Source organism: Streptomyces malaysiense, from assembly GCF_000980885.2.
Lineage (GTDB): Bacteria > Actinomycetota > Actinomycetes > Streptomycetales > Streptomycetaceae > Streptomyces > Streptomyces malaysiense.
On the sequence record NZ_LBDA02000003.1, the window covers coordinates 167,655 to 194,127 of the forward strand.

Below are 26,473 nucleotides of genomic sequence, written 5' to 3' on the forward strand. Positions count from 1 at the left end.
GGCGGTCTCGCTCGCCGTCGCCCGGCGTACGGCCCCCGGGCCGCCCCGGTCGGAGTACGCGAGCCGGCAGAGACGGCCGCCGCGTCCAGGAGGTCCAGCGCTCTGCGAGGCCGCCCAAGTCGCGGGGCGAGGCAGGGCGGTGGAGCGTGGTGGCGGCGTTCCGGCCTGTTCGGCGGAGATCCGTGCCCGGTCCGGTAGCGGCCCGGGGACATGGCCCGGGTACCGGCCCGTTACGGCGGCAGGGAGCTGATCAGCGCCGGCGCGGCGACGGGCCGCGGCGACCAGCGGCGCGCCGGGCTCGTCGGGCAGGCCGGCCGGGCCCGCCTCATCGGTCTCCGAGCGCCGGTGGCCCGGCCCGCGACCGTCCGCGCCGCCGGCTTCGGGCCGGCGGCGCGGGTCCGTCCGGAGCCGAGGCCCCCCCGGTGGCGTCAGCCGACGGTCAGGCGGAACGGTCCGGCCAGCACACCGTAGCCGTCGTCGGCCAGGTAGTAGACGTCGTAGCTGCCCGCGCCGTTCAGCTTGCCGGTGGAGAAGGTGGCCGCACCGCTCTGGTTCGGGGTGTAGGCCCAGGTGAGCGAGGACCGCGCGCCCGGCTTCACCCCCGCCGGGTAGATCCCGATCCAGTTCTTGGCGCTGACCTGCGCCGTGGACGGCAGCGAGTAGCGGAAAGTCACGTTGCCGCCGTCGCTCACCGCGTCGAGGTCGCCGGTCAGTGTCGGGGAGGTCGCCGTGGAGGGCGCGAACGCGTCGTTCAGCGGGGTCGCGTAGGTGTCGTTCGCGGTCAGGCCCGGCAGGCCGAGGGCCCCCTCGATGGTGCGGGCGATGCCGTAGTGGTCGTAGTGGCTGGGACTGGTGGTGCCGGCCGGCACGGTGCCCTGCGAGCCGACCGCGATGGTGGCGACGTGGTCGTAGCCCTCGCTCTCGCTCTCGTCCCAGGTGAGCAGGATCAGCGAACGCTGCTGGGTCCAGGCGGGGGAGGACATGACCGGCGCGAGCGTCTGCCGCAGCCAGCCGTCCTGCGTCTTCAGGCTGGTGGCGTTGCCGTTGCCGGAGGACTCGCCGTCGTAGTAGTCGTCCGCGGCGATCCAGGAGAAGTCCGGCGTGGTCGCGGCCGACTTCAGGTCGGTGGTCAGCTGCGAGGTGTCGAACAGGTGCGCCGCGCAGCGGGCCGCGTTGCCGCTGATGTCGGTGTAGTTGATGAACGGCGCGTCGTCGGGCTCGTAGTAGCTGTCGGTGGCGCTCTTGCCCGCGTTGCAGGGGGCGCCCATGCCCTGCTCGTAGGCCTTCCAGGTCTTGCCGGCGGCCTCGATCGTGTCGCCGAGGTTGCGCTCGGGTGAGTTGATGTTCGGCCAGTAGGTGGCGCCCTGCGTGTAGGTGTCGCCGCCCGCGACGGCCAGGTAGTTCTCGTCGCTCGGGTGGTAGACCGCGTGGGCGTCCGTCATCGTCGCGCCCTTGGCCATCAGGCTGTGGACGAACGGCGTGTCCGCCGGGTCGTTCATGACCTCGGAGTAGTCCGTGTTCTCCATCATCACGGTGAACACGTGGTCGTAGCCCGGCACCTTCGAGACCGGCGGGGCCGGCGGCGCCGGAGCGGCGACCGGGGTGTCCAGGGTCAGCGACAGGTTGTCCAGGTAGCCGGTCTCGCTGGAGGTGTCGAGGAACTGCGCCTCGACCTGGATGTGCCGGGTGCCGGCCGGCACCGAGCCGGTGGCGTCGCGCGCGAGGAACTTGGTCAGCAGGCCGCGGTCGGTGGCGGTGGCCGTCGGCAGCTCGGCGGCGCCGACGGGGTTCCCGTGCGCGTCCTGGAAGTGCAGGCTCACGGCGACGTGGCCGCCGTGGACGGTCCAGCCGCCGAGCCAGCCGGACAGGTCGTAGTGCACGCCGCCGCCGTCGATCGCGGAGGCCGCGGACGAGACGTCGACGGTCTGGCTCATCGAGCCGTCCCCGAAGTTGCCCGGCGCGAAGAATGCCTTGCCGGGCGTGTTGCCGTCGCTCGGATAACCGAAGGACGCGACCGACCGGCACATCACATTGATGCCGCCGGACTGGACGGTCCAGCCGGGCACCGTGGTGGCCGCGCTCCAGTCGCCGGTGCAGAAGCCGCCGGCCTCCGCGTCACCGTTGACGATCAGGTTTCCGCTGCTCACCGCCGCCCGCGCGGGGGCCGGGGTGGCGACGATCAGGGTGCCGAGCAGGGCGAACATCCCGCCCAGGGCGCTCCGGCGCATACGCATGGTGTACCTCGTCCAGTCGTGAGGATGGCGCCCATTCGATGTCATGGACAGGACATAGGTACAGGCTGTTGCTGTCGACGGGAAGAATGAAGACCAAACTTGATCAGACAAGTTCGATGAATTCGAGCAGACTTGATCAGACAAGTCGCAGGTCGGGGATCATCACGCACGGCCGGGCGTTCTTACGGAGCCTGCGCGACGGAACCCGAGGGGCCTCGCCTGAGGGTGGATAGGGTCGTGTCCTTCCTCCTCCCCCGACCCGGAAGGGCAGCCGCATGGCCGAGATCGTGATCGCGCAGACCACCGTCGACGACGAGGAGCACGCGAAGACCCTCGCCCGGGGCGCGGTGGAGCACCGCCTGGCGGCCTGCGCCCACATCGACCCGCCGGTCACCGCGGTGTACCGGTGGCAGGGGGCGATCGAGGCCGCGCGGGAGTGGCGGATCTCGTACAAGACGACCACGGACCGGCTGCCGGAGCTGGCGTCCTGGGTCGCCGAGCGGCACGGTTACGAGGTTCCCGAGTGGATCACGCTGCCCGTCGGGGGCTCCGGGGCGTACCTGGGGTGGGTGGCCGAGGAGACCTCTCCGCACCCGGCAGGGTGACGCGTCACGTCGCGGACGTGCCCCGGCCCTGGACCAGCGCGGCGGCGGGCGTGCACTTCGCCCGGTCCGGTCGTCCTCGCCGGTCCGTCGGCGGTCCCCGAGGCCCGGTGCCGGTGCCCGCCCCGGACTGGGGCGGGCACCGGCACCGGCCCGGCGGGCGGCCCGCCGACCGCGCGGGCGGCCTCAGCGGATGTGGACCGTGGCCACGTCGGAGGCGTGCAGGCGCACGGGGCGGCGGTCGTGCTTGTTCCTCAGGCCGTAGAGCACGGCACGCAGCTGCAGGTCGCCGCGGTGGGCGGCGGAGCCGTGGGTGGTGATACGGGCGTCGCCCTCGACCGGAGTGGTGCAGTTCTCCTGGTGCCAGGTCTGCTTGCCGGTGCGCTCCTCCAGGCACAGCTGGTGCAGGTAGCCGGCGATGTCGTCGTCGCCGTCCGCCTTGATGGTGAACGTCTTGCCGACGTGCGCCGTACGCGGCACCGTGACCGCCACGTCCCCCTTGGCGAACGCCGGCACGGCGGCCAGCGTCACCGAGGCCAGACCGAGCGCCCCGATCACGACCGCACGGACGCCCCGCGCCTTCTTCGTACCGTTCATATGCTTCCCTCCCCCGGGTCCCCCTGGTCGGGAGAGACCCGTTTCCTTCCGAAAGCGCCTGATTGCGCCTCACCGGTTCTTGAGATGGGCGGGGTGGTGAGGCGGGTTGGGCCTCGTACGGCGGCTTTACGAAATCATGCCGAACCCCCCGAGGGGTGCCCGCCGGGGACGGAGGAGCGGGACCCGGGCGACCGGCGGCCCCAGGGGCGCGGCGCGCCCGCAGCGGTCACGGGCCGAGGCGGATGAGCAGGAGCGCGATGTCGTCGTGGCTCCGGGCGGAGTGTCCGGCGTGCTGAAGAAGGCTCTCGGCGATGCGGTCGAGGTCGCTGGTCCGGATCCGCGCGAGGTGCCGGGCGAGGGCATCGGTGCTGACGTCGATGTCCGTACCGGGGACCTCCACGAGCCCGTCGGTGTACAGCACGAGCACGGCGCCGGGCGGGAGCGGGATCTCGGTGGTGCGGTAGTCGGCGTCGGGTTCGATGCCCAGCAGCAGTCCGGGGGGCAGGCCAAGGACCTCGGTGTGTCCGTCGGGGTGGCGGAGCAGGGGTGGGGGGTGCCCGGCGCTGGCGAGACGGGCGCGCCGGCGGGCGAGGTCGAGCTGGGCGATCAGGCAGCTGGTGAACAGTCCGGCGTCGAGGTCGGCGAGGAGGCGGTTGGTGCGGGCGAGGAGGTCGCCGGGCAGGGCCCCGGCGGTGGCGTGGGCGTGGACGGCGGTGCGGACCTGTCCCATCAGGGCGGCCGCGGCGGTGTTGTGGCCCTGGACGTCGCCGATCGCCGCCGTGACGGCGGTGGGCGCGTGGATGAGGTCGTAGAAGTCACCTCCGATCTCGATGCCGTGGCCGGCGGACTGGTAGCGGGCGGCGACGTCCAGGCCGGGGATCCGGGGCAGTGCGGGCGGAAGCAGACCGGTCTGGAGGGTGTGGGCGAGGGCGTGCTGGGCGTCGTAGAGGCGGGCGCGGTCCAGGGCTTGGGCGATCAGCCCGGCGAGTGAGGCGAGGAGGGCCCGCTCGGCCGGGCGGAAGGGGTGGGGCTGGTCGTAGGAGAGGAGGAGGGACCCGATGCTGCGGCCGGAGGCGGTCAGCGGCAGGAAGGCCCAGGCGTTCCTGGAGCCGTAGCGGAGCGCGTCGGGATAGGCGTGGCGGAATTCGGCGGCGTCGCCGAAGAAGACGGGGTCGCCCGTGGCCAGTACGTGCGCGGTCGGGGTGCGCGAGGTCAGGGGCGTGCCGTCGAAGCGGTCGATGAACTCGCCGCTGTAGCCGCGGTGGCCGATGACGCGCAGGTGGCCTTCCTCGGCGATCATGAAGACCAGGCCCTGGGGGCCGAAGGCGGGCACGATCTGGTCGGCGATCACGTCGATCACGTCGTGGACGCTGGCGGCCTCCGCGAGGGCGGCCGCCAGGTGCGTGAGGTGGTACAGCCCCATGGCGCCGACCGATTCGCCGGACGCCGGAGCCCGCGTGGCGGCCGTCCGCAGCGGGGCGGGGCTGATGTGGACGCTGATGCCGCTGTCGTCGGGGTAGAGCTGGAAGAGCAGCGGCTCGTCCGGGGGGCGCACGGCGGTGAACGAGGCGGGCATGCGGGTGAGCACGGCCGCGCGGTAGCTCTCCTCGCAGACCGGCGCGTCCAGCCACGGCAGCACCTCCCAGGGGCGACGGCCCGCCAGTGAGACGGCGTCGGAGCCCACGAGACCGGCCCCCGCGGAGTTGATGAAGGTGAGGCGGCCTTCGAGGTCCAGTGCGCAGCAGCCCAGGGGAAGGCGCTCGGCGAAACCGAGCGCCGCCACGGCCCGGGTGGAGTCCGTCTCCTCGGGCGATGCCGAGAGGTACCAGGGTTCCCTGGGCGGAAGCAGCGGATCGCCCCGGGTGGCGGCCCGCTCCAGGAGGAGTGCCGTACGCCGGCAGCACGCGGTGACGGCCGCGCGCTGGTACGAGCCCAGGTGCGGGGAGAGTCCGACGGGCCAGAGCAGCGCGAGGCCGCCCCACGCCCGGTTGCCGCTGACGAAGGGGGCCGCGGCGAGCGCGAAGTCGTACGGCAGGGTGAGGCCGAGCTGCGGGTAGCGGCGGGCCACCTCTTCCTGGTTCTCCAGCCAGATCAGCCGCCGTTGCCGCATGGCGTCCGTGACCGGGGTCGCGGAGTCCAGCGCGGAGCGGGCCCAGGGAGCGGCGATCTGCCGGGACGCGCCGCAGAGCAGGGTGAGCCACAACAGCCGGTCCCCGGGCGGCGACAGGTAGAGCAGGCCGACCGACGCGCCGGTCTCGCGCATCACCTCGGTCATGAGGGCTTCCAGATCTTCCCAGCCGGAGCCGGGGGGCGGCGACTGCACGGCTCCCTACCTGGTCCGCAGGGCGGGCGCGGTGACCGTGCGGGCGCGGCAGGGGTGACCGCCCGCCGCGCTCGCGCCGGCCCGCGGGCCCCCGCCGTACGCCGGCCGGGCCGCGGCCGCGTTCTGATGGCACCCGAGCAGAGAGTCACACCTGTTTCCACCCATATGTCAACATTACGCACGAGCGTGACGGCGGCGGCCTTCAGACACGGCGTCCGCGCATCGGCACGGACGGCCCCCTCCGCCTCCTCGTCGTCGTGCGACCGGGGCGGGCCGGGTCGCACGACGACGGACACCGGTTCCGGCTGTCCGAACGCGGCGTCACGCGGGACACCGGCCCCGTGGGTACGACGGCCATGACGGCCGCCCGTGCGCAACGGAGCCGCCGGCGAACGCCGTTGGACACCTCGGGGACGGAACTCCGGTGCGGGTGGGAGTCGTTGGCCCGGACGGTCCCGGCCGTACCCGCGCCGAGGTGGCCCGGCCCCGGACAGCGCCGGGCCGGCCGTGTCCGCGCTCCCCTCGCCGGCCGCCTCGCGCTCGCCCCGCCGGCCACTTCGCGCCCGCCCCGCCGCATCAGGCGGGCGAGGTCACGGCCGGCGGGTTCCCGGGACGGAACGGAGACCGGCTTCCCCGCCATGGCTCACCTCGTGATCGGCACGGTGGCCGCATCCCCGCACACGGTCAGGGCGCTCACGGGGATCAGGGCCGCAGCGCCTCGGACCCCTCCGGCAGACGGGAGGTGACGACACGGCCCACCGAGGGGACCACGCGGCGCCGGTCCACGGTGTACGCCGCGCCCGCCACGCCCAGCCCCAGCACCGCGAGGGCCGCGCCCGCGAGCGCCGGGGACGTCGTGCCGTAGCCCGCCGCCAGGGCGGCACCGCCCACCCAGGCGCCGCCCGCGTTGGCCAGGTTGAAGGCGGCCTGGTTGGCGGAGGAGGCCAGGGAGGGGGCCGCCTGGGCCTTCTCCATCACCATCAGCTGGAGGGGCGAGCCGGTGACGAACGCCGCCGCGCCCAGCAGCATGACCGCCGGCGCCGCGCTCCACTCCGCCCGCATCAGCAGGGGGAACAGGGCCAGGACCGCCGCGAGGGAGGTGAGGCCGCCGAACAGGGTGCCGCGCAGGGAGTGGTCGGCCAGGCGGCCGCCGAGGAGATTGCCCGCCGTCGCGCCGACGCCGAACAGCGCCAGGAGGAGGGTGACGCTCGCCTCCGTGTAGCCGGCCGCGTCCGTCAGCATCGGCGTCACGTAGCTGTACGCCGCGAACAGGGCGCCGAAACCGGCCACCGTCGTACCGAGCGCCAGCCAGACCGGCAGGGAGCGCAGAGCGGCCACTTCGCCGCGCAGGCCGGCCGAGGAGGCGTGCGTGTGGTCGTGCGGGATCAGGAGGGCCAGGCAGGCGATGGCCGCGAGGCCGATCGCGCTCACGCCCAGGAACGTCGCCCGCCACCCCAGGTGCTGGCCCATCAGCGTCGCCGCCGGGACGCCCGCGATGTTGGCGACCGTCAGGCCGAGGAACATCAGGGAGACCGAGCGCGCCTTGCGCTCCGGCGGGACCATGCCGGTGGCCACCACCGCGCCCACTCCGAAGAACGCCCCGTGCGGCAGCCCGCTGAGGAAGCGCGCGGCGAGCAGGGAGCCGTTGCCGGGGGCGAACGCGGACAGCGCGTTGCCCACGACGAACAGGACCATGAGGGCGATCAGGACCGTGCGCCGGGACATCCGGGCCGTGACGGCGGCCAGCAGCGGGGCGCCGATGACGACGCCCAGCGCGTACGCCGAGACCAGGTGCCCGGCGGAGGGTATGGAGATGTGCAGGTCGGACGCGACGTCGGGGAGCAGCCCCATCATCACGAACTCGGTCGTTCCGATACCGAAGGCGCCGACGGCCAGCGCGAGCAGGGCCAGGGGCATGGAAGGGCCTGTGCCTTTCGAGAGCGTAGGGGAGAGCGTCGTACCGCTGGGGTCCGTACGACCGGACCCCAAAGTTCAATTGCGGAACAAAGTATCCCAGCGGCTCTGTTCCGGCGGGTTACGAGGGCGTGTCCAGGTTCACACGGGCCGCCACCGGCAGGTGGTCACTGCCCGTGCGCGGCAGGGTCCAGCTGCTCTCCGGCTCGACGCCCTTGACCATGATCTGGTCGATCCGCGCCATCGGGAACGCCGCCGGCCAGCTGAACCCGAAGCCGCTGCCCGCCGCGCCCTGGGTGGAGCGCAGCTGGGAGGTGACGGCGTTGAGCGAGCGGTCGTTCATCGTGCCGTTGAGGTCGCCGAGGAGGACGACCCGGCTCAGGGTCTCGTCGGCCACGGCCTCGCCGAGCGCGTCGGCGCTGGTGTCCCGCTGCCGGGCGGTGAAGCCCGCCTTCAGCTTCACCCGCACCGAGGGCATGTGGGCGACGTACACCGCGACGGGCCCCTCGGGCGTGGTCACGGTCGCCCGCATCGCACGCTTCCAGCCGAGCTTGATGTCGACGGCCCGTACGCCGGTCATCGGGTACTTGCTCCACAGCCCGACCGTGCCCTCGACCGCGTGGTACTTGTACGTCGGCGCGAGCGCCTGCTCGTAGACCGGCACCTTGGCCGCGGGGATCTCCTCCAGCGCGAGGATGTCGGCGCCGGAGCCGGCCACGGCGCGGGCGGTGCCGACCGGGTCGGGGTTGTCGGCGTTGACGTTGTGCGTGGCCACCATCAGCTCGCCGCCGCCGCTCGACTTGTCGGTGAGCAGGCCCCCGAAGAGGTTGAGCCAGACGATCGCCGGCAGGAGTACGGCGATGAGCGTGATCGCCGACCTGCGCCACACGCCGAGCAGCAGCAGGAGGGGGACGAACACACCCAGCCAGGGCAGGAACGTCTCGGTGAGGCTGCCGAGGTTGCCCACGCTGTTGGGCAGGTACGCGTGCAGCAGCATCACCAGCGCGAGCAGCAGCGCGAGGGCGGCGAGAACGGCGCCCCGGCGCCAGATGCCGGGGTCGTTGCGCCAGGGGGCGAGGATCCGGTGCAGCAGGCGCCGGAACCGGGATCCTGGCCGCTCGGGCCCCGAGCCGTCGTCCGCCGTCTCCGTCATGTATGCCTGCTGCGCCATGCCGCCTGCCTCACTGCCCGCCGTGCACACCGTTCGCCCCCGTGTTCAGACCCTAGGGGATGATCGGCTCCGTTCTCGCCGTCCCATGACGGCCGTACGGAAGACGATGACGAACGGGTGGCGCGGGGAGTTCCGGTCAGCGGTGCGATGCGCGTGGTCTGTGACAGAACATGCACATCAGCGCTACAGGACTGTGGAGCTGACGGGCCGTAGGCCCGCCAGGGTGATGTCCACGATCTGCTCCGCCAGGCCCTCGGGCAGGTCCGCGTCGGGGCGCATGACCGTGCGCACCAGCATCGCGCCCACGAACATGTCGTTGGCCAGGTCGAGGTCGATGTCGGGGCGCAGTTCGCCGTCGCGCTGGCCGCGCCGCAGCACGTCGAGCATGAGGACGCGCCGGGGGGCGACGACGCCCGCGTGGTACGCGGCCCAGATGCGGGGGCTGGACTTCATCTGCACGTACACGTTGTGCAGGATCGCCGACGAGCGGCTGACCAGGCCGCGTTGGCGCAGGGACTCCAGGATGACGATCAGGTCGTCGCGCATGGAGGTGCCGGGGAGTTCGGGGTCGGGGGGTTCGGCGGCGCGCAGGACGTCGACGAACAGCTCTTCCTTGCCGCTCCAGCGGCGGTAGATGGTGGCCTTCCCGACCCCGGCGGTGCGGGCGATGCGCTCGATGGAGAGTTCGGCGAGGGGCACGCCGTCCTCCAGGAGTTGCATCACGCCCTCCAGGATGGCCTGTTCCACGGCCTCGCTGCGGGGCCGGCCCCGAGCGGGTCCGGCCGGGCAGGACCGGTTGTCGGCAAGGCTCACGTCAATCCGTCCTCTCACTGTGCTGCGGGAATTGTCCCGCAGCCGCCTCCTTCCCCCGTGGAGTCGCCGTGGAGCCGTTCATGGCCGCCGGGCCGGCCGTCCGGCCGGTCCCGCGGTTCCATGACCTCAGTCCATGGCGGCGACCAGTTCCCCTTCCTCGTTCTCCTGCTCGTCCGCCTGCGGCCTGCCCGGCAGGTACAGGGCCGTGATCACGGCGCCGATCAGCGCCACGCCCGCACCCCAGAAGGCGGTCACGTGCATGGCGTGCAGGAAGGCGTCGTCGGCCGGGCCGACCAGGAGCTTGCCCTGGGGGCCGAGCTTCTGCGCGATGCCGAGGGTGGCCTCGATGGAGTCGCCGGCCTTGTCGCGCAGCCCGGCGGGCAGTACGGCGAGCTTGTCCTCGATGCCGTTGCGGTAGGCGGTGGCGAGCACCGAGCCGAGCACGGCGATGCCGAGGGCGCCGCCGACCTGGCGGAAGGTGTTGCTCAGCGCGGAGGCGGAACCGGCCTTCTCGCGGGGCAGTGCCTGCATGATGACGACGGAGGTCGGCGTCATGATGTGCGCCATGCCGGTACCCATCAGGAAGAAGACGACCTCCAGCAGCCAGATCGGCGTGTCGGCGTCGAAGGTGGCGAAGGTCGCCAGGGTGCCGGCGATCACCACCAGGCCGGCGGTCGTCGTGGCCTTGTTGCCGATCCGCTGGACCACCAGGCGGGCCCGCGGCGCGAAGATCATCTGCGCGGCGGCCAGCGGCAGCATCAGCAGGCCGGACTGGAGCGGCGAGTAGCCCCGCACGCTCTGGGTGTAGAAGACCGAGAAGAAGGTGACGCCCATCAGCGCGAAGAAGACCAGCGCGATGGCGGCCATGGCGCTGGAGAACACCTTGTTCTTGAAGTAGCTCACGTCCAGCGACGGGTGGTCGCTGCGCTTCTCGAACACCACGAACGCGGCGAGCACGACGACGCCCGCGCCGATCGTGGCGAGCACGGTCGGGTCGGTGAAGTCGGCCAGCTGGCCGCCCTTGATGATGCCGTAGACCAGCAGGACCAGGCCGACGACGGACAGGACCACGCCGATCGGGTCCAGACGGCCCGGCCTGGGGTCGCGGGAGTCGGGGACGAGCCAGACCATCAGCACGAGCGCGATGATCACGATCGGCACGTTGACGAAGAAGACCGAGCCCCACCAGAAGTGGTCGAGGAGGGCGCCGCCGGTGATCGGGCCGATGGCGATGGCGAGGCCGACGCCGCCGGCCCAGATGCCGATGGCCTTCGGCTGCTCCTCGCGCTCGAACACGTTCATCAGGACGGCCAGCGTGGCCGGCATGACGAACGCGGCACCGAGGGCCATCAGCGCGCGGAAGGCGATCAGCTGGCCCGGGGAGCCGGACTCGGCGGCGAGGGCGGAGCCGATGCCGAAGACGGCGATGCCGCCCAGCAGCACCTTCTTGCGGCCGAGGCGGTCCCCGATCAGACCGGCGGTGAACAGCAGGCCGGCGAAGACGAGGGTGTACGCGTTGATCGCCCACTCGATCTGGCTCTGAGTGGCGCCCAGGCCGATGGGGGCCGGGGTGGAGATGGTCTTGATGGCGACGTTCAGGATCGAGTTGTCGAGCACCACGATGAGCAGGCTCAGCATCAACACGCCGAGGATGGCCCAACGGCGGCGGTGCACCGCCTCCGGTATGCGAGAGGCAGGGACGGAAGTTGTCATGTGTTCGAGCGTAGAAGGATTCCGATACGGAACCGTCTCGTATCGGAATTTCTTTACCTAGAGCTTGCTTTTTTGGGGGCTTGGCGTTACCCGAAGTGGAGCGGTGGGTTCGATGACGAGGAGGATCACGGGGACCCCCTGGCCCTGGTTGGCACGAGGTGCCACCATGGAGGGGATCCGGGGACGCCGTCAGGGCGCCTCGAGATGACTTGAAGGAGCCGTTGCCATGACGCAGCTTTCGGCTGCCCGGAACAAGCCCGCCGACGGCAGCAAGACGCTGTACGGGGGGAAGGGCACACGCCGCATCACGGTCCGCGACATCACCCTCGCCAAGGAACGCGGCGAGAAGTGGCCCATGCTCACCGCCTACGACGCGATGACCGCGTCCGTCTTCGACGAGGCCGGCATCCCGGTCCTGCTCGTCGGTGACTCGGCGGGCAACTGCCACCTCGGCTACGACACGACGGTGCCGGTCACCCTCGACGAGATGACGATGCTCTCGTCGGCCGTCGTCCGCGGGACCAGCCGCTCCCTGATCGTCGCCGACCTGCCCTTCGGGACGTACCAGGAGGGCGCGACTCAGGCGCTGCGCTCGGCCACCCGGCTGGTGAAGGAGGCCGGGGTCGGGGCGGTCAAGCTGGAGGGCGGCCAGCGCTCGCACGAGCAGATCCGGCTGCTGGTCGAGGCCGGCATCCCGGTCATGGCCCACATCGGGCTGACCCCGCAGTCCGTCAACGCGATGGGCTACCGCGTACAGGGACGCGGCGAGGAGGCGGCCGCGCGGATGCTCCAGGACGCCAAGGCCGTCCAGGACGCGGGCGCCTTCGCCGTCGTCCTCGAACTGGTCCCGGCCGAGCTCGCCGCCGAGGTGACGCGCTCGCTCCAGATCCCCACGGTCGGCATCGGCGCGGGTCCGGACACCGACGCCCAGGTCCTGGTCTGGACGGACATGCTGGGTCTGACCCCCGGACGCGTCCCCAAGTTCGTCAAGAAGTACGCCGACCTGCGCGACGTGATGGGCTCCGCGGCGAAGTCATTCGCACAGGACGTGGTCGGCAGCGTCTTCCCGGCGGAGGAGCACTCCGTCCACTGACCCCTGGACCACCACGGCACCACCCGGCAGCCCCGCTGATCTTCCCCCGTCGGCGGGGCTGCCCCCTTGCGTCCACGGCCCCGGGTCAGCGGCTCTCCGCGACCGCGACGCGACCCGAGCCGAGGGAGGTCCGGCTCCTGACCTGGGCGCCGAGCGCGTGGGCGACGGTGCGGAGGTCGTCGTCGGAGATCACGTGGAGGCTGTACTCCGTGAGCAGGGCGGCCATCCGGTCCGGTCTCCACAGGGAGAGCCAGGGTTCGCCCGCGGTGACCGCGTTGCCGAGGAGGCGGCTCAGCAGCCGGCCCGCGGCCGCCTTCGGGGACGGGGTCTGGTAGTTGACGACCAGGGTGCTGCCGGGGGCCGTCCGGGCGGTGAGGGCGGTCAGGGTCGCGCGGACCTGGTCGCGGGTCAGATAGGGGACGACGCCCTCCCACAGCCAGGTCGTCGGCGCCGAGGGGTCGTGTCCGGCGGCGTCCAGTGCCGCGCCGAGATCGTCGACGGCGAAGTCGACCGGTGCGAACCGTACGGAGCGGGCCAGGGGCGGCAGCTCGCGCCCGCCGTCCGCGGCCTCGGCGAGGCGGGCGCGTTTGTCCCGCTGGGAGGCGGGGTGGTCGACCTCCCAGACATCCGTCCGGGCCAGCTCCGGCAGCCGCCAGGCGCGGGTGTCCAGGCCGGCGCCGAGGATCACCAGCTGGCCGGCCGCGCGGGCGCGCAGTGCCTCGTCGATCGCGACCGTCCGCGGGCCCACCACCTCGGCGCACGCCCGCACACTCTCGTACGCCGTGCGCGCCTGCCAGCCCTGCGGCGGCGTGCCCGCGCGCACCTCGTCCACCCGTGTGCGCTCCTCGGCGCGCAGCAGCCGCACCGCCACCGGGTCGGCGAACCGGCCCACCGCCGTCCTGCCGTCGGCGGCCGCCCGCCCCTGGCAGACCAGCACCGCCGTACGGCTCGCCGCGCGCTCGTTCTCGCTCATGGGGCCGATTCAACACCACCCTGCGCGGCCCGGAGGGGGGTTGTCGGGGCGCTGTCGGGGCGCTGTCGGTGGTTTGTCGGTGGGGCCTGGCACTGTCAAGGGCATGACGCGAATCGATGAGAACCCCGGCGGCGGACGCAACGCCGTGACTGTGCGGGGGCTGGTCAAGCACTACGGCGAGACCAAGGCGCTGGACGGCGTCGACCTGGACGTGCGCGAGGGCACCGTGATGGGCGTGCTCGGGCCGAACGGCGCCGGCAAGACCACGCTGGTGCGGATCCTGTCGACCCTGATCACCCCGGACGCCGGGCAGGCGACGGTGGCCGGTCACGACGTCGTACGACAGCCCCGCCAGCTGCGGAGGGTGATAGGCCTGACCGGCCAGTACGCCTCCGTGGACGAGAAGCTCCCGGGCTGGGAGAACCTGTACATGATCGGCCGGCTGCTGGACCTGTCCCGCAAGGACGCCCGCGCCCGCGCCGACGAACTGCTGGAGCGGTTCTCCCTGACGGAGGCCGCCAAGCGCCCCGCGAGCACGTACTCCGGCGGCATGCGGCGCCGGCTGGACCTCGCCGCCTCGATGATCGGCCGCCCGGCCGTGCTGTACCTGGACGAGCCGACGACCGGCCTCGACCCCCGTACCCGCAACGAGGTGTGGGACGAGGTCCAGACGATGGTCACCGAGGGCGTGACCGTGCTGCTCACCACCCAGTACATGGAGGAGGCCGAGCAGCTCGCCTCGGAGCTGACCGTGGTGGACCGCGGCAAGGTGATCGCGACCGGTGGCATCGAGGAGCTGAAGGCGCGGGTCGGCGGCCGCACCCTGCGCGTGCGCCCGGTGGACCCGCTGGAGCTGCGCCCGCTCGCCTCCATGCTGGACGAGCTGGGCATCACCGGCCTCGCGGCCACCACCGTGGACAGCGAGACCGGCACCCTGCTCGTGCCGGTCCTCAGCGACGAGCAGCTGACCGCCGTGGTCGGCGCGGTCACCGCGCGCGGTATCACCCTCTCCTCCATCACCACCGAACTGCCCAGCCTGGACGAGGTGTTCCTCTCCCTCACCGGCCACCGCGCCGGCGACACCCAGGACGCCGAGCCCGCCGACGCCCGCCAGGAGGTCGCCGCATGAGCGCCGTCACCACCACTTCCGCCGACGACGTCCGCATCCCGCTGCGCGGGCACCTGCGGCACACCGGCGCGCTCATCCGGCGCAATCTGCTGTGGATCCGGCAGGACCCGGAGTCGATGTTCGACGCGCTGCTGATGCCGATCGTCTTCACGCTCCTGTTCGTGTACGTCTTCGGCGGCTCGATCGGGCAGGCGCTCGGCGGCGGCCAGGAGAGGTACGTGCAGTACGTCATCCCGGGCATGCTCGCGATGATGAGCATGACCCTGTCCCAGGGCGTCGGCACCGGCTTCAGCCAGGACTTCAACAGCGGTGTGATGGACCGGTTCCGGTCGCTGCCGATCGGGCGCGGCTCGGTGCTGTTCGCGAAGATCGCGGTGGAGCTGGGCCGGATGCTGTTCGCGACCGCCATCCTGATGGTCGTCGCCGTGCTGGTCGGTTTCCACATCACCAGCTGGCCCGGTCTGCTGGCCACGGTGGGCCTGTCGGCGCTGTTCGCCTCCTCGATCATGTGGGTGTTCCTCACCCTCGGCGTGATCCTGAAGAGCGCGCAGTCCGTGCAGGGCGTGGGCTTCCTGGTGCTGTTCCCGCTCCAGTTCGGCTCCTCGATCTTCGCGCCGACCTCGTCGATGCCGGGCTGGCTCCAGGCCTTCACCGACTACAACCCGCTGTCCACGTTGGCGGACGCGGCCCGGGGCCTGATGATCGGCGGCCCGGTGGCGCACGATCTGTGGGTGACCGTGGGCTGGTCTGTGGCGATCACCGCGGTGATGGCGCCGGTCGCGATCCACAAGTTCCGTACCAAGAGCTGACGTTCACGAGCCGCCGGCGTTCACGACGAGCCGGCGTTCACGACGAGCCGGCGTTCACGACGAGCCGGCGTTCACGACGAGCCGGTGTGCGCGAAGGACCGGTGTGCACGAAGGACCGGCGCTCGCGCCGGTCTCACACCAGGGCGGTGGCCTCCACGAGGGAGAGGCCACCGCCTTCGGCGTACGCCCTCTCGTACGACTCCTCGTCCAGCGCCTCGCGGATCCGGGCCTCGGTGAGGTCGCGGGCCCGGCGCTCCATGCCGGAGGAGACGTGCCCGGCGGGCAGCAGCCGGTCGGCGGCGGCCAGCGCGCGGGCGGCGTCGGCGGCACGGGCGCCGGAGCCGACACGGGCGAGCGCCATGGCCCCCACGGTGAGCGCGGTGGAGGACAGCTGGGGGATGACGGCCTCGGCGAGCGGGTCGGTGGTGAGCCCGAGCGCGGTGCGTACCTTTTCGAGCGACTCCTCGTCATGGCCGTCCAGCGCGTCCACCCAGGCCTCCTGACAGAGCAGCAGCGCGTCGAAGACGACGAAGTTCGCGATCCTGAACTCCTCGCGCAGCAGCTGGAGTTGCTCCCGGGCCTCGGGGGTGCGCCCGTGCAGGCCCAGCCAGCAGGCCAGGAACAGCCGGGCCGCGGGCATCGCCTCGCCGTGCGCGGCGTCCTGGCTCTCGACGACCTCCCACAGTATCCGCTCGCCCTCCTCCACTTCGCCCGACTCCATGAGGACGCCCCCGAGCCGGGCGCCGAGCACGGCCACCTGGGCTCGGGCGCCGAGGCGTTCGGCGTGCTCGATGGCGGCGCGGTAGTCGGCGGCGGCCGCGCCGTACAGGCCCTTGCGCTCATAGGACTCGCCGCGGGCGGACAGCGCCTCGGCGGTGCCCCAGTCGTCGCCGAGGCGGCGGTAGATGGCGAGTGCCTCGTCGGCGTCGCGGGTGGCGTCCCCGGCCCAGGCGGTGCGGTTGGCGAGGAAGTTGGCACGCATCTGGAGGGCGCCGGCCAGCTCCCACTCGAAGCCGGGGGTGTCGCGGCAGGTCTCCACGTTGGCGTCGGCGATCGTACGTATCCGCTCCGCCCCGCCCGTGAGCATCACCGCGAAGAACCACACCACTCCGGGCGACCGGCAGGTCTGCGGCATCCCCTCCTCGTAGACCTCGGCGACGGCGCGCAGTTTGGCCTGGGCGGCGGGGGTCTGCCAGGCGTCCAGCTCGGTGTCCATGCAGGCGAGATGAGCGAGGTGGACGCCGCGCCGGGCCTCCAGGAGGACCTCGCCGGCATAAGGCGGCGGGGTGGCGTTGCAGCGCTGCCACACCGGTTCGGCGCGGCGCACCGGTCCGGCGAACGGGTCCGGGCCGAGCGCCATGACCTCGCGGCACCAGGTGCGGGCCTCGAGGCGCTGGTCCCGCATCTGCCAGAACCATACGAGGGACAGCACCAGGCACAGCCCCTCCTGCTCGTCCCGCGCGGCGACGGCGTGCCTGAGGGCGGTGCGCACGTTCTCGTACTCCGTCTGGAAGCGCTCGATGGCGGCGCGCTGCCCGGGGCCGCGCAGCAACGCGTCGGTGTCGCGGGCGAGTTCGCGGTAGTACGTCAGATGGGCGCGCTCGGCCTCGGCGCGGTGGCCGGTCTCCGCGAGCCGCTCGGCGGCGTACTCGCCGACGGTCTCCAGGAGCCGGTAGCGCATTGGGCCGTCGGCCGAAGGGGCGGCCACCACCAGGGACTTGTCGACCAGGGAGCCGAGGGCTTCCAGCGCGACGGACCCGCACACGGCCTCGGCGGCGAGCAGGTCGCAGCCGCCCGCGAAGACGGACAGCCGGGCCAGCACGTCGCGTTCGTCGGCGTCCAGCAGGTCCCAGGACCAGTCCACGACGGCGCGCAGGGTCTGCTGGCGGGGCAGGACGGTACGGCTGCCGGAGGTGAGCAGCCGGAACCGGTCGTCGAGGCGGTCCGCGATCTGCCGGGGTGTCAGCATCCGCAGCCGGGCCGCCGCCAGTTCGATGGCGAGGGGCAGTCCGTCGAGGCGGCGGCAGATCTCGGCGCACGCCTCCGGGTCGTCCGCGACGCGGAACCCCGGCCGCGCCGCCGCGCCGCGCTCGGCGAGCAGCCGCAGCGCGACGGGTTCGGGCAGCGGCTCCACCGGACGCACCGACTCCCCCGGCACGCCGAGGGGTTCGCGGCTGGTGGCGAGGACGGTCAGCTCGGGGCAGCGGGCCAGCAGCCGCTCGGCGAGCCGGGCGGCGGCCTCGATGACGTGCTCGCAGTTGTCGAGCACGATCAGCATCCGGCGCCGGGCGCAGTGCTCCACCAGCCGGTCCAGCGGGTCGTGCCCGTCGACCACCGCGCGCATCCCCTCGGCACCGGCGCCGTGCAGCACGGTCTCCCGGGCGCCGATCGCGGTGAGCACAGCCTGGGGTACGGCGTCAGGGTCGTCCACGGGCGCGAGTTCGGCGAGCCAGACCCCGTCGCGCACGGAGTGCCGTACCGCCTCGGCGGCCTCCTGGGACAGCCGGGTCTTGCCCGCGCCGCCGGGTCCGAGCAGGGTGACGAGCCGGGCGGCTCCCAGGTCGGCGCCCAGGGCCGCGAGGTCGGCCTCGCGGCCGACGAAGGAGGTGAGGCGGGCGGGGAGGTTGCCCTGGGCGGGCCCGTCGGGGGCGTGGGCCCGGCCGGACGCGTGGGACCGGCCGTCGGGGGTGGGCCGGTCGGGGTGGACACCCTGGACGACATCGCCGGGCCGGCCGCCGGCCATGGCGCCCGCGCCGTCCCGCACGCCCAGCAACTCCGCGTGCAGGGCGCGCAGTTCGGCTCCCGGGTCGGAGCCCAGCCGGTCTGCGAGGAGTCGTCGTACGTCCTCGTACCCGGCGAGTGCCTGGGCCGGGCGGCCGAGGTCGCGCAGGGCGCGCAGCCTCAGCGCCTGGAGGGGTTCGTCCAGCGGGTGGGCGTCGCACAGGGCGGTCAGTTCGGGGAGGGCGCCCTCCGCCTGGCCGAGGGCGAGGGCCGCGGTGTGCCGGGCGCGCCGCGCGTCCAGGCGCCGGGTCTCCCAGCGGGCGGCCTCGGCGGTGCGGTCGGGCAGGTCGGCGAGGGCCTCGCCGTGCCACAGCGCGAGGGCGTCGTCCAGCAGACCGGCGGCCTTGGCGGGGTCGCCGTCGGCGAGGGCGGCGAGGCCGTCGCCGGTCAGCCGGTCGAAGCGGGTGAGGTCGATGTCGTCGGCGCCGGCGGCGAGCCGGTACCCGCCGTCGGCGGAGGCCACGGCGTCCGCGCCGAGCGCGCGCCGCAGCCGGCCCACGAGCGCCTGGAGCGCACCGGCGGCGTCGGCGGGTGGTTCCCCGCCCCACACCTCGTCCACCAGCACCGCCACGGGCACGGTCCGCCCGGCTCGCAGCGCCAGCACGCTGAGCAGCGCGCGCAGTCGCGCTCCGCCGACGGGCACGGCCGTACCGTCGGGGCGGAGCGCCTGAGTGGGACCGAGAAGGCGATAGCGCACGGGGTCCATTGTCTCCGGAGGCTCGGGAAGCGGTCACGGGGTGGTCACCGGACGCGGCGGGCGCTCCCGGTGAAGCCCCGGGGTGACGGGGACGCCCACGGTACGACGGATCCGGCGCGGGCCGTCCGCGGCGCCGCGGGCCCTCCCCCGGACCGCCTCGGGCCGCCGTCGGCGGACTACATTGTCAGGGACCCGGCGACGGGTCCGAGGACGGCCGGGCGGCCGGAGTCCGGTGACCGCGGACGCCGTCCGGACGACCGCCGGCGCCGCCCGGACGGCCGTGGCCGCGGACCTGCCGAACGGACTCGATCGCCCGAACACACTCTTCCGTGGCATTCAGTCACTCTCCAGGAACCGGGCGGCGCGTGCGAGACGTTTTCCGCGTGTCGGCCGGGGCCGCCCCGCGAACCGATCCACCCGCCCGCCCAGCACAGGAGCCGCTCATGACCACCGCCACCACCCGACGTCCCGGCGACCGGAGGATCAGCCCGGTGTTCGTCGGGATCCTGGCCGTCGCGGCGGTGGCCGGCTGGGCCACCTGGACCGGGTACGCGGCGCGGCCGGGCGTCGCGGTGTTCCTGTTCGTGACCGCGGCCTGGGTCGTCTCCCTGTGCCTGCACGAGTACGCGCACGCGCGCACCGCCCTGCACAGCGGCGACATCACCATCGGCGCGAAGGGCTATCTCACGCTGAACCCGCTGAAGTACACGCACGCGCTGCTGAGCATCGTGCTGCCGGTGCTGTTCGTGATCATGGGCGGGATCGGCCTGCCGGGCGGCGCGGTGTTCATCGAGCGGGGCCGGATCCGGGGCCGCTGGCGGCTGAGCCTGATCTCGGCGGCGGGCCCGCTGACGAACGCGCTGTTCGCGGCGGTGTGCACGGCGCCGTTCTGGCTGCACGCGCTCGACGGGGTACCGATGGTGTTCCGCTTCGCGCTGGCGTTCCTCGCGCTGCTCCAGGTGACGGCGGCGCTGCTGAACCTGCTGCCGGTGCCGGGCCTGGACGGGTACGGAGTGCTGGAGCCGTGGCTGCCGTACGGGGTGCGGCGGCAGGTGGAGGCGTTCCCGATGTTCGGGCTGCTGATCGTGTTCGCGCTGCTGTGGATCCCGTCGCTGAACATCGCGTTCTTCGAGCTGATCCACACCATCCTGCGCGGGCTCGGGGTGGACTCGGCCTACTCGGACTGCGGGTACTGGCTCTACCGCTTCTGGAGCGGGGCTCCGGAGGTGTGCGCGGTCAGTTCGTGACCGCCCCGTCCCGCAGGGCGGCCCGGTCCCGCGCGGCGGCGCGGGCGCGCTTGACGTAGTACCAGGTCATGTTGGACGACAGGCCCGCCAGCAGCACCCAGACGATCCCCAGCCAGCTGCCCTGCACGAAGGAGACGACGGCCGCGGCCAGGGAGAGGACGCAGACGACGAGGGTGCAGAGGGCGATGCGGGGCATGACGGGTGGCTCCTGTCGGGGGACACTGCTACGGCGAACAGTGTCCCCCATGGCCATGGCCGGCTCATAGGAAGGTCGGCCCCGGCCTGCCGGACGAACGGCTCACACGTCGGTGAGCCGGAGCCCCGCGTGCGCCTTGTATCGGCGGTTGACCGAGATCAGGTTGGCGACGAGCGACTCGACCTGATGGGCGTTGCGCAGCCGGCCCGCGAAGATACCGCGCATACCGGGGATGCGCCCGGCGAGCGCCTGCACGATCTCCACGTCGGCGCGCTCCTCGCCGAGCACCATGACGTCGGTGTCGATCCGCTCGATCGCGGGGTCCTGGAGCAGGACGGCCGACAGATGGTGGAAGGCGGCGGCGACCCGGGAGTCGGGGAGCAGGGCCGCGGCCTGCTCGGCGGCGCTGCCCTCCTCGGGCTTGAGCGCGTAGGCGCCCTTCTTGTCGAAGCCGAGCGGGTTGACGCAGTCCACGACGAGCTTGCCGGCCAGGTCGGCGGCGAGCGACTTCAGCGTGTCGCCGTGTCCGTCCCACGGTACGGCGACGATCACGATGTCACTGCGGCGCGCGGCCTCGGCGTTGTCGGCGCCCTCGATCCCGTGGCCGAGTTCGTCCGCGGCGGCCTGGGCGCGGTCGGCGGCCCGGGACCCGATGATCACCTTCTGCCCGGCCCTGGCGAGCCGGTAGGCCAGGCCCTTGCCCTGCGGCCCGGTCCCGCCGAGCACGCCGACGACGTACCCGGAGACGTCGGGCAGGTCCCAGGGGTCCTTGGCGGGGGCCTTCTGTGCGCTGTCGGTAGAGGTCATGGGGTGACTCTACGTCGCCGGGTGCGGACCGCGGCCGGGAAGAGCGGGTCGCGGCCGGGGACGGGCGGGCGGCGAAAACCGGTTGCCCACGCGGCGCCCTCGTCCGAGCATGCCCAGAGTGATCTCAGCGCTGCTTCCCGATCTTGCTCCCTGGCGGGCCTCCGTCGATTTCCGGCGTCTGTGGAAGGCTGGGCTGATCAGCAACTTCGGCAGTTTTCTGACGCTGGTCGCGCTGCCGGTCCAGCTCAAGGACCTGACGGAGTCCACGGCGGCCGTGGGGGCGATCGGTGCGGTGGAGCTGCTGCCGCTGATCGTGTGCGGGCTGTACGGCGGGGCGCTGGCCGACGCGCTCGACAAGCGGCGCCTGATCCTGTGGACGGAGGCCGGGCAGGGGCTGCTCAGCGCGCTGCTGCTGCTCAACTCGCTGCTGCCGGGCCCCGCCATCTGGCCGCTGTACGCCGTCGCCGCGCTCTCCTCCGCGCTCGGCGCGGTGCAGCGCCCGGCGCTGGACTCGCTGTGGCCGAGGATCGTCGCCCATGACGACATGCCCGCCGCGGCCTCGCTGAACTCGCTGCGCTGGACCGTGGGCGGCGTCGCGGGCCCGGCGCTCGCGGGTGTGGTGGTGGCCTGTGCGGGCCTGGGCTGGGCGTACGCCGCCGATGTGCTGACCTTCGCCGTCTCGCTGGCGTACATCGTGCGGATCGCGGCCTCCCCCGCCGCCCACGAGGCCGCGAAGCCGTCGCTGCGGGCGATCGCGGAGGGCGCCCGGTACGCGTGGAGCCGCAAGGAGCTCCTCGGCACCTACGTCGTGGACCTCGCGGCGATGTCCCTGGCGATGCCGCTCGCGGTGCTGCCGTTCCTCGCCGACGAACTGCACGCCGACTGGGCGCTCGGGCTGATGTACGCGAGCATCCCGGCGGGGGCCCTGCTGGTGAGCCTGACCAGCGGCTGGGCCTCGCGGGTGCACCGGCACGGCCTGATGGTGGCGCTCGCGGCGGCCGGCTGGGGCCTGTCGATCGCGGCGGTGGGAGTGACGCGCGACGTCTGGCTGGTGCTGCTCCTGCTCACCGTCGGCGGCGGGTTCGACATGGTCAGCGGCATCTTCCGGTCCGCCATGTGGAACCAGACGATCCCCGACGAGCTGCGCGGCCGGCTCGCCGGGATCGAACTGCTGTCCTACTCGGTGGGTCCCCAGCTGGGCCAGGTCCGCGCGGGCGGCCTCGCCGCGTGGACGGGCCTGCGCACGTCCGTCGCGTGCGGCGGCCTGGCCTGCGCGGGCGCGGTGGGCCTGCTCGCGCTGTGCCTGCCGGGCCTCATGACGTACGACGCGCGGACGAACGAGCACGCGGTACGGATGCGGGAGCGCCGCGCCGAGGCCGCTCCCGCGAAGGCGTGATCACTCCCCCTCGGCGTCCCCGGAGTCCTTCTTGGAGCCGTCGCGCCACCGCGGGTCGTTCTCCCACTCCAGATTCCGTTCGGCCGCCAGCTCCATGGCGTGCTGTGCCTCTTGCGGGGAGGCGTACGGCCCGAACCGGTCCTTGCCCGGACAGTCCGGCCCCTCCTCGACCTTCTTGTGCTCCAGGCAGTAGTACCACTCACCCGGCTTGCCCACGGTTCGCTTCTTGAACAGGGCCATGGACTGCTCCTCTCACCGACCAACGACATGTTCCCCCATGTCCGCTGGATAGACTCGCTGGTATGTCTGGCCAGTCGCTGCTCGTACCGGGGGAACAGTCCCCCATCCGCTCCGTCCCGGGGAACATCCGCCGCCCCGAGTACGTCGGCAAGCCCGCGCCGACCCCGTACACCGGGCCCGAGGTGCAGAGCCCGGAGACCGTCGAGGCGATGCGGGTCGCCGGGCGGATCGCCGCGCGGGCGATGGAGGAGGCCGCGAAGATCATCGCGCCCGGGGTCACCACGGACCAGTTGGACAAGGTGGCCCATGAGTACATGTGCGACCACGGCGCCTACCCGTCCACGCTCGGCTACCGCGGCTTCCCCAAGTCGCTGTGCACCTCGGTCAACGAGGTCATCTGCCACGGCATCCCGGACTCGACGGTCCTGCGGGACGGCGACATCGTCAACCTGGACGTGACCGCGTACATCGGCGGGGTGCACGGCGACAACAACGCCACGTACCCGGTCGGGGACGTGGACGAGGAGTCGCGGCTGCTGGTGGAACGCACCCGCGAGGCCCTCGACCGGGCGATCAAGGCGGTCAAGCCGGGCCGGCAGATCAACATCATCGGCCGGGTCATCGAGTCCTACGCCAAGCGGTTCGGCTACGGCGTGGTGCGGGACTTCACCGGGCACGGCATCAACTCGTCGTTCCACTCCGGGCTGATCATCCCGCACTACGACAGCCCGCACGCCACCACGGTGATGCAGCCGGGCATGACCTTCACCATCGAGCCGATGCTGACGCTGGGCACGCACGAGTACGACATGTGGGAGGACGGCTGGACGGTCGTGACGAAGGACCGCCGGCGCACCGCCCAGTTCGAGCACACGCTGGTGGTCACGGACGACGGCGCGGACATCCTGACCCTGCCCTGACAGCCGCCGCCACCGCCCGCCCGCTCGGCCGCACCCGAGGAGAACCCGCCCCTGCGAGGGCGGGTTCTCTCTTGTACGATTTTACCGACACGCTGTCGGGAAAGTTACCGACACGGAGTGGGTAAACCATTGACTTAGGTAAGCCTTACCTTAGAGGATGTGCCCCATGGACTCTTTCTCGTGCCTCATCCGCACCGCGTCCCACGAACAGCACACGGAGGCGGAGACCTCGACGTTCATGAGCGATCTGCTCGGCGGCCGGCTCGGCGTGGACGCCTACGCCCGCTACACCGAACAGCTGTGGTTCGTCTACGAGGCACTGGAGAGCGCGGCCGAGCGGCTGGCCGGGGACCCGGTGGCGGGTCCGTTCATCCGGCCGGAACTGCTGCGGCTGGCCGCCCTGGAGGAGGACCTGGCGCATCTGCGGGGCCCGGACTGGCGGGCGGGCCTGAGCGCCCTGCCCGCGACCCGGGCGTACGCCGACCGGGTGCGCGAGTGCGCCGCCCGGTGGCCCGGTGGTTACGTCGCCCACCACTACACCCGCTACCTGGGCGACCTGTCGGGCGGTCAGATCATCCGCGACCGGGCGGAGAAGACCTGGGGCTTCGCCAGGAAGGGCGCCGGGGTGCGCTTCTACGTCTTCGAGGAGATCCCCAACCCGGCCGCCTTCAAGCGCGAGTACCGCGAACTGCTGGACGGGATACGGGCGGACGACCTGGAGAAGCAGCGCGTCACGGCCGAGTGCAAGCGGGCGTTCGCCCTGAACACGGCCGTCTTCCGGGACCTGGGCGGGGAGTTCCCGCTCTCGGCCTGACCGCTCTCGCCCTGACCACGCCCGGCCTGACCACGCCCGGCCGGATCAGCGCTCCAGGAACACCCGGCCGCCCAGTTCCACCCAGCCCGCCGGCTGCGGCGCGGTGAGCAGTTGGGACCCCCTGCCCTGGGTGATGTTGAGGGCACGGTCCAGCCGGCCGGTGAGCTGGAGCGCGGCGGCGCCCGTGGCCTCGTCCTCCTCGATGCCGTCACCACGGCCGGGGAAGCCCCGGGCCCGGACCCGCCCGGCCGCCTCGTCCTCCCAGGCCCACGCGTACAACCAGTCGCCGGGCGGGGGCACTTGGAGCGCGTCGACCTCCGCGGGGGTCGCGTACCGGCGCAGGGTGCGCGGCGCGGCCCACTCGGGGCGGGCCTCGATCCAGCAGAACTCGCCGTCCTGGCGGGCGCCCACCGTCCCGGCCGGAACCACGAGTTCGGGCACGTCCAGCAGCCAGGCGGCGCCGACGCACGGGTATCCGGCGAACCGCAGCCGGGTGGAGGGCGTGTAGATGTCGATCACACCGCGCTCGGGGTCGTCCACGAACACGGTCTCGCTGAAGCCCAGCTTGGCGGCGAGCGCCTGCCGGTCGGCGGGCTCGGGCAGCGTGGAGCCGTCGCGGACGACGCCGAGTTCGTTGCCGTAGCCGCCGTGCGGTGCGCAGAAGACGCGCAGTACGTCGTAGTCGGTCACCCGGGAATTGAAACACCGCGCGCACCACGAGCGCGTCCCGCGCGGCAGGGCGCGCTTCCCCACCTGGGCGACCTGAGATCCGGATCACGCACCCCGAGGGCATGAGAAGAGTAAACGTCAGGTAAGTTAGGGCAGCCTCACCAAACCGGATCGTCAGGGAGTCCGCATGCGTGCCGTCCGTCCGACCGTCATCGCCGCCGTCACCGCGGCCGCACTGACCGCCCTCTCGGCCTGCACCGCCAAGAGCGAGGCGAAGAACGGCGAGGCCATCGAGGTCACCGCCGCGGACTCGACCTGCCACACCTCCGCCACGTCGGTCCCGGCCGGCCAGGTCACCCTGAAGATAGCGAACAAGGGCTCCAAGGCCACCGAGGTGGAGATCCTCTTCCCCGACGACCGGATCGTCTCCGAGAAGGAGAACATCGGGCCGGGCACCAAGTACACGCTGACCGCCGAGGTGAAGGCCGGGTCGTACGAGATAGCCTGCCGCCCCGGCATGAAGGGCCACGGCGTCCGGCAGAAACTCACCGTGACCGGTGGCTCGGCGGCGGCCGCGCACGACCCGAAGCTGGACAAGGCGGTCGCCGAGTACCGGCAGTACGCGCAGGACCAGGCCGACGCCACCGTGCCGCTCGCGCGGAAGTTCGCCGACGCGATCAAGGCGGGCGACCTCGACGCGGCCAAGAAGGCGTACGCCCCCTCGCGTCTCGGCTGGGAGCGCACCGAGCCGGTCGCGGAGTCCTTCGGCGACATCGACCCGAAGACCGACACCCGCGCCGACGGCCTGGAGAAGGGCCAGAAGTGGACCGGCTGGCACCGGCTGGAGAAGGCCCTGTGGGCCGACGAGAAGATCGGCGCCGAGGAGAAGACCCTCGCCGACCAGCTGGTGAGCGACCTGAAGGACTGGCAGCGGCGGGTCGGCAAGGCCGAGATCACCCCGACGTCCATGGCCAACGGCGCCAAGGAGCTGCTGGACGAGGTCGCCACCGGCAAGGTCACCGGCGAGGAGGACCGCTACTCGCACACCGACCTGGCCGACTTCGAGGGCAACGTCGAAGGCGCGCGGAAGTCGTACGAGCTGCTCGAGCCGGTCGCCGCCAAGAACGACCCGGCGCTCACCAAGGAGCTGGACAAGCAGTTCACCGCGCTGGACAAGGTGCTGGACGGCTACCGCTCGGACACGACGTCGTACGGCTTCGTCTCCTACGACAAGGTCACCGAGGCCCGGCGCAAGGAGCTGTCGGACGCGGTGAACGCGCTCGCCGAGCCGCTGTCGAAGCTCGCCGCCGCGGTCGTCAAGTAAGGGCCGGGGCG

The 26,473-nt window shown here is 72.6% G+C and carries 22 protein-coding genes; 9 read left to right on the forward strand and 13 right to left on the reverse strand.

Annotation, left to right across the window (positions count from 1 at the left end):
• Nucleotides 1-428 precede the first annotated feature (428 nt).
• Nucleotides 429-2,228 carry an alkaline phosphatase family protein gene (locus VT52_RS01570; RefSeq protein WP_046421188.1) on the reverse strand — a complete coding sequence of 600 codons (1,800 nt, stop codon included), beginning with the start codon at nt 2,226-2,228 and terminating at the stop codon, nt 429-431.
• A 281-nt stretch (nt 2,229-2,509) separates the two neighbouring features.
• On the opposite strand from VT52_RS01570, the gene cutA reads away from it, so the two are divergent.
• On the forward strand, nt 2,510-2,839 hold the full coding sequence (cutA, locus tag VT52_RS01575) for a divalent-cation tolerance protein CutA (protein WP_046421186.1): 330 nt from the start codon (nt 2,510-2,512) through the stop codon (nt 2,837-2,839).
• 183 nt (nt 2,840-3,022) lie between these two features.
• Here cutA and VT52_RS01580 read toward each other — a convergent pair whose 3' ends face one another.
• From VT52_RS01580 to VT52_RS01605, 6 genes are all read right to left on the reverse strand, one after another.
• The gene (locus tag VT52_RS01580) at nt 3,023-3,433 is read right to left on the reverse strand and encodes a hypothetical protein (RefSeq protein WP_046421185.1); all 411 of its coding nucleotides are present in this window, start codon (nt 3,431-3,433) and stop codon (nt 3,023-3,025) included.
• Nucleotides 3,434-3,659: 226 nt separating this feature from the next.
• The gene (locus tag VT52_RS01585) at nt 3,660-5,756 is read right to left on the reverse strand and encodes a SpoIIE family protein phosphatase (RefSeq protein WP_046421184.1); all 2,097 of its coding nucleotides are present in this window, start codon (nt 5,754-5,756) and stop codon (nt 3,660-3,662) included.
• A 702-nt stretch (nt 5,757-6,458) separates the two neighbouring features.
• Nucleotides 6,459-7,673 (reverse strand): MFS transporter, encoded by a 1,215-nt coding sequence (locus VT52_RS01590; protein WP_046421182.1) that lies wholly within the window; start codon nt 7,671-7,673, stop codon nt 6,459-6,461.
• A 118-nt stretch (nt 7,674-7,791) separates the two neighbouring features.
• The gene (locus VT52_RS01595) at nt 7,792-8,841 is read right to left on the reverse strand and encodes an endonuclease/exonuclease/phosphatase family protein (protein WP_046421181.1); all 1,050 of its coding nucleotides are present in this window, start codon (nt 8,839-8,841) and stop codon (nt 7,792-7,794) included.
• Nucleotides 8,842-9,024: 183 nt separating this feature from the next.
• Nucleotides 9,025-9,654 carry a TetR/AcrR family transcriptional regulator gene (locus VT52_RS01600; protein ID WP_206306413.1) on the reverse strand — a complete coding sequence of 210 codons (630 nt, stop codon included), beginning with the start codon at nt 9,652-9,654 and terminating at the stop codon, nt 9,025-9,027.
• Between the two features lie 126 nt (nt 9,655-9,780).
• Nucleotides 9,781-11,367: an MFS transporter gene (locus VT52_RS01605; RefSeq protein WP_206306414.1), complete on the reverse strand. Its 1,587-nt coding sequence runs from the start codon at nt 11,365-11,367 to the stop codon at nt 9,781-9,783.
• A gap of 226 nt (nt 11,368-11,593) precedes the next feature.
• On the opposite strand from VT52_RS01605, the gene panB reads away from it, so the two are divergent.
• Nucleotides 11,594-12,460 carry a 3-methyl-2-oxobutanoate hydroxymethyltransferase gene (gene panB, locus VT52_RS01610; protein ID WP_046421177.1) on the forward strand — a complete coding sequence of 289 codons (867 nt, stop codon included), beginning with the start codon at nt 11,594-11,596 and terminating at the stop codon, nt 12,458-12,460.
• Nucleotides 12,461-12,545: 85 nt separating this feature from the next.
• Here the strand turns inward: panB and VT52_RS01615 are convergent, their stop codons facing one another.
• Nucleotides 12,546-13,433 carry a class I SAM-dependent methyltransferase gene (locus tag VT52_RS01615; protein WP_046421176.1) on the reverse strand — a complete coding sequence of 296 codons (888 nt, stop codon included), beginning with the start codon at nt 13,431-13,433 and terminating at the stop codon, nt 12,546-12,548.
• 103 nt (nt 13,434-13,536) lie between these two features.
• On the opposite strand from VT52_RS01615, the gene VT52_RS01620 reads away from it, so the two are divergent.
• Together VT52_RS01620 and VT52_RS01625 are read left to right on the forward strand one after the other, a co-directional pair.
• Entirely contained in the window at nt 13,537-14,562 is a 1,026-nt protein-coding gene (locus VT52_RS01620) for an ATP-binding cassette domain-containing protein (RefSeq protein WP_046421174.1), read from the forward strand.
• On the forward strand, nt 14,559-15,371 hold the full coding sequence (locus tag VT52_RS01625; protein ID WP_046421173.1) for an ABC transporter permease: 813 nt from the start codon (nt 14,559-14,561) through the stop codon (nt 15,369-15,371). Before VT52_RS01620 ends, VT52_RS01625 begins: the two co-directional genes overlap by 4 nt.
• A 133-nt stretch (nt 15,372-15,504) precedes the next feature.
• Here VT52_RS01625 and VT52_RS01630 read toward each other — a convergent pair whose 3' ends face one another.
• Entirely contained in the window at nt 15,505-18,858 is a 3,354-nt protein-coding gene (locus tag VT52_RS01630; RefSeq protein WP_046421172.1) for an AfsR/SARP family transcriptional regulator, read from the reverse strand.
• Nucleotides 18,859-19,292: 434 nt separating this feature from the next.
• Here VT52_RS01630 and VT52_RS01635 point away from each other — a divergent pair, with 434 nt between their 5' ends.
• Nucleotides 19,293-20,096: a site-2 protease family protein gene (locus VT52_RS01635; protein ID WP_046421170.1), complete on the forward strand. Its 804-nt coding sequence runs from the start codon at nt 19,293-19,295 to the stop codon at nt 20,094-20,096.
• Here VT52_RS01635 and VT52_RS01640 read toward each other — a convergent pair.
• The gene (locus VT52_RS01640) at nt 20,086-20,292 is read right to left on the reverse strand and encodes a hypothetical protein (protein ID WP_046421169.1); all 207 of its coding nucleotides are present in this window, start codon (nt 20,290-20,292) and stop codon (nt 20,086-20,088) included. The genes VT52_RS01635 and VT52_RS01640 overlap by 11 nt on opposite strands.
• Nucleotides 20,293-20,394: 102 nt before the next feature.
• Nucleotides 20,395-21,099 carry an NADPH-dependent F420 reductase gene (npdG, locus tag VT52_RS01645; RefSeq protein ID WP_046421168.1) on the reverse strand — a complete coding sequence of 235 codons (705 nt, stop codon included), beginning with the start codon at nt 21,097-21,099 and terminating at the stop codon, nt 20,395-20,397.
• Nucleotides 21,100-21,208: 109 nt separating this feature from the next.
• Between npdG and VT52_RS01650 the strand changes: the two genes are divergently transcribed.
• A complete protein-coding gene (locus VT52_RS01650; protein WP_079174776.1) occupies nt 21,209-22,495 on the forward strand; it encodes an MFS transporter in 1,287 nt (428 codons plus the stop codon).
• On the opposite strand, the gene VT52_RS01655 is transcribed toward VT52_RS01650, so the two are convergent.
• Nucleotides 22,496-22,735 (reverse strand): hypothetical protein, encoded by a 240-nt coding sequence (locus VT52_RS01655; RefSeq protein WP_046421166.1) that lies wholly within the window; start codon nt 22,733-22,735, stop codon nt 22,496-22,498.
• 62 nt (nt 22,736-22,797) lie between these two features.
• On the opposite strand from VT52_RS01655, the gene map reads away from it, so the two are divergent.
• Both map and VT52_RS01665 read left to right on the forward strand, forming a co-directional pair.
• Nucleotides 22,798-23,655, forward strand: coding sequence for a type I methionyl aminopeptidase (gene map, locus VT52_RS01660; RefSeq protein ID WP_046421165.1), 858 nt, complete (start codon nt 22,798-22,800; stop codon nt 23,653-23,655).
• Between the two features lie 166 nt (nt 23,656-23,821).
• Nucleotides 23,822-24,469 (forward strand): biliverdin-producing heme oxygenase, encoded by a 648-nt coding sequence (locus VT52_RS01665; RefSeq protein WP_046421163.1) that lies wholly within the window; start codon nt 23,822-23,824, stop codon nt 24,467-24,469.
• A gap of 45 nt (nt 24,470-24,514) precedes the next feature.
• Here the strand turns inward: VT52_RS01665 and VT52_RS01670 are convergent, their stop codons facing one another.
• Nucleotides 24,515-25,159, reverse strand: coding sequence for a PhzF family phenazine biosynthesis protein (locus VT52_RS01670; RefSeq protein ID WP_046421162.1), 645 nt, complete (start codon nt 25,157-25,159; stop codon nt 24,515-24,517).
• A 166-nt stretch (nt 25,160-25,325) separates the two neighbouring features.
• On the opposite strand from VT52_RS01670, the gene efeO reads away from it, so the two are divergent.
• Nucleotides 25,326-26,462, forward strand: coding sequence for an iron uptake system protein EfeO (gene efeO / locus VT52_RS01675; protein ID WP_046421161.1), 1,137 nt, complete (start codon nt 25,326-25,328; stop codon nt 26,460-26,462).
• The last annotated feature ends 11 nt before the right edge of the window (nt 26,463-26,473 follow it).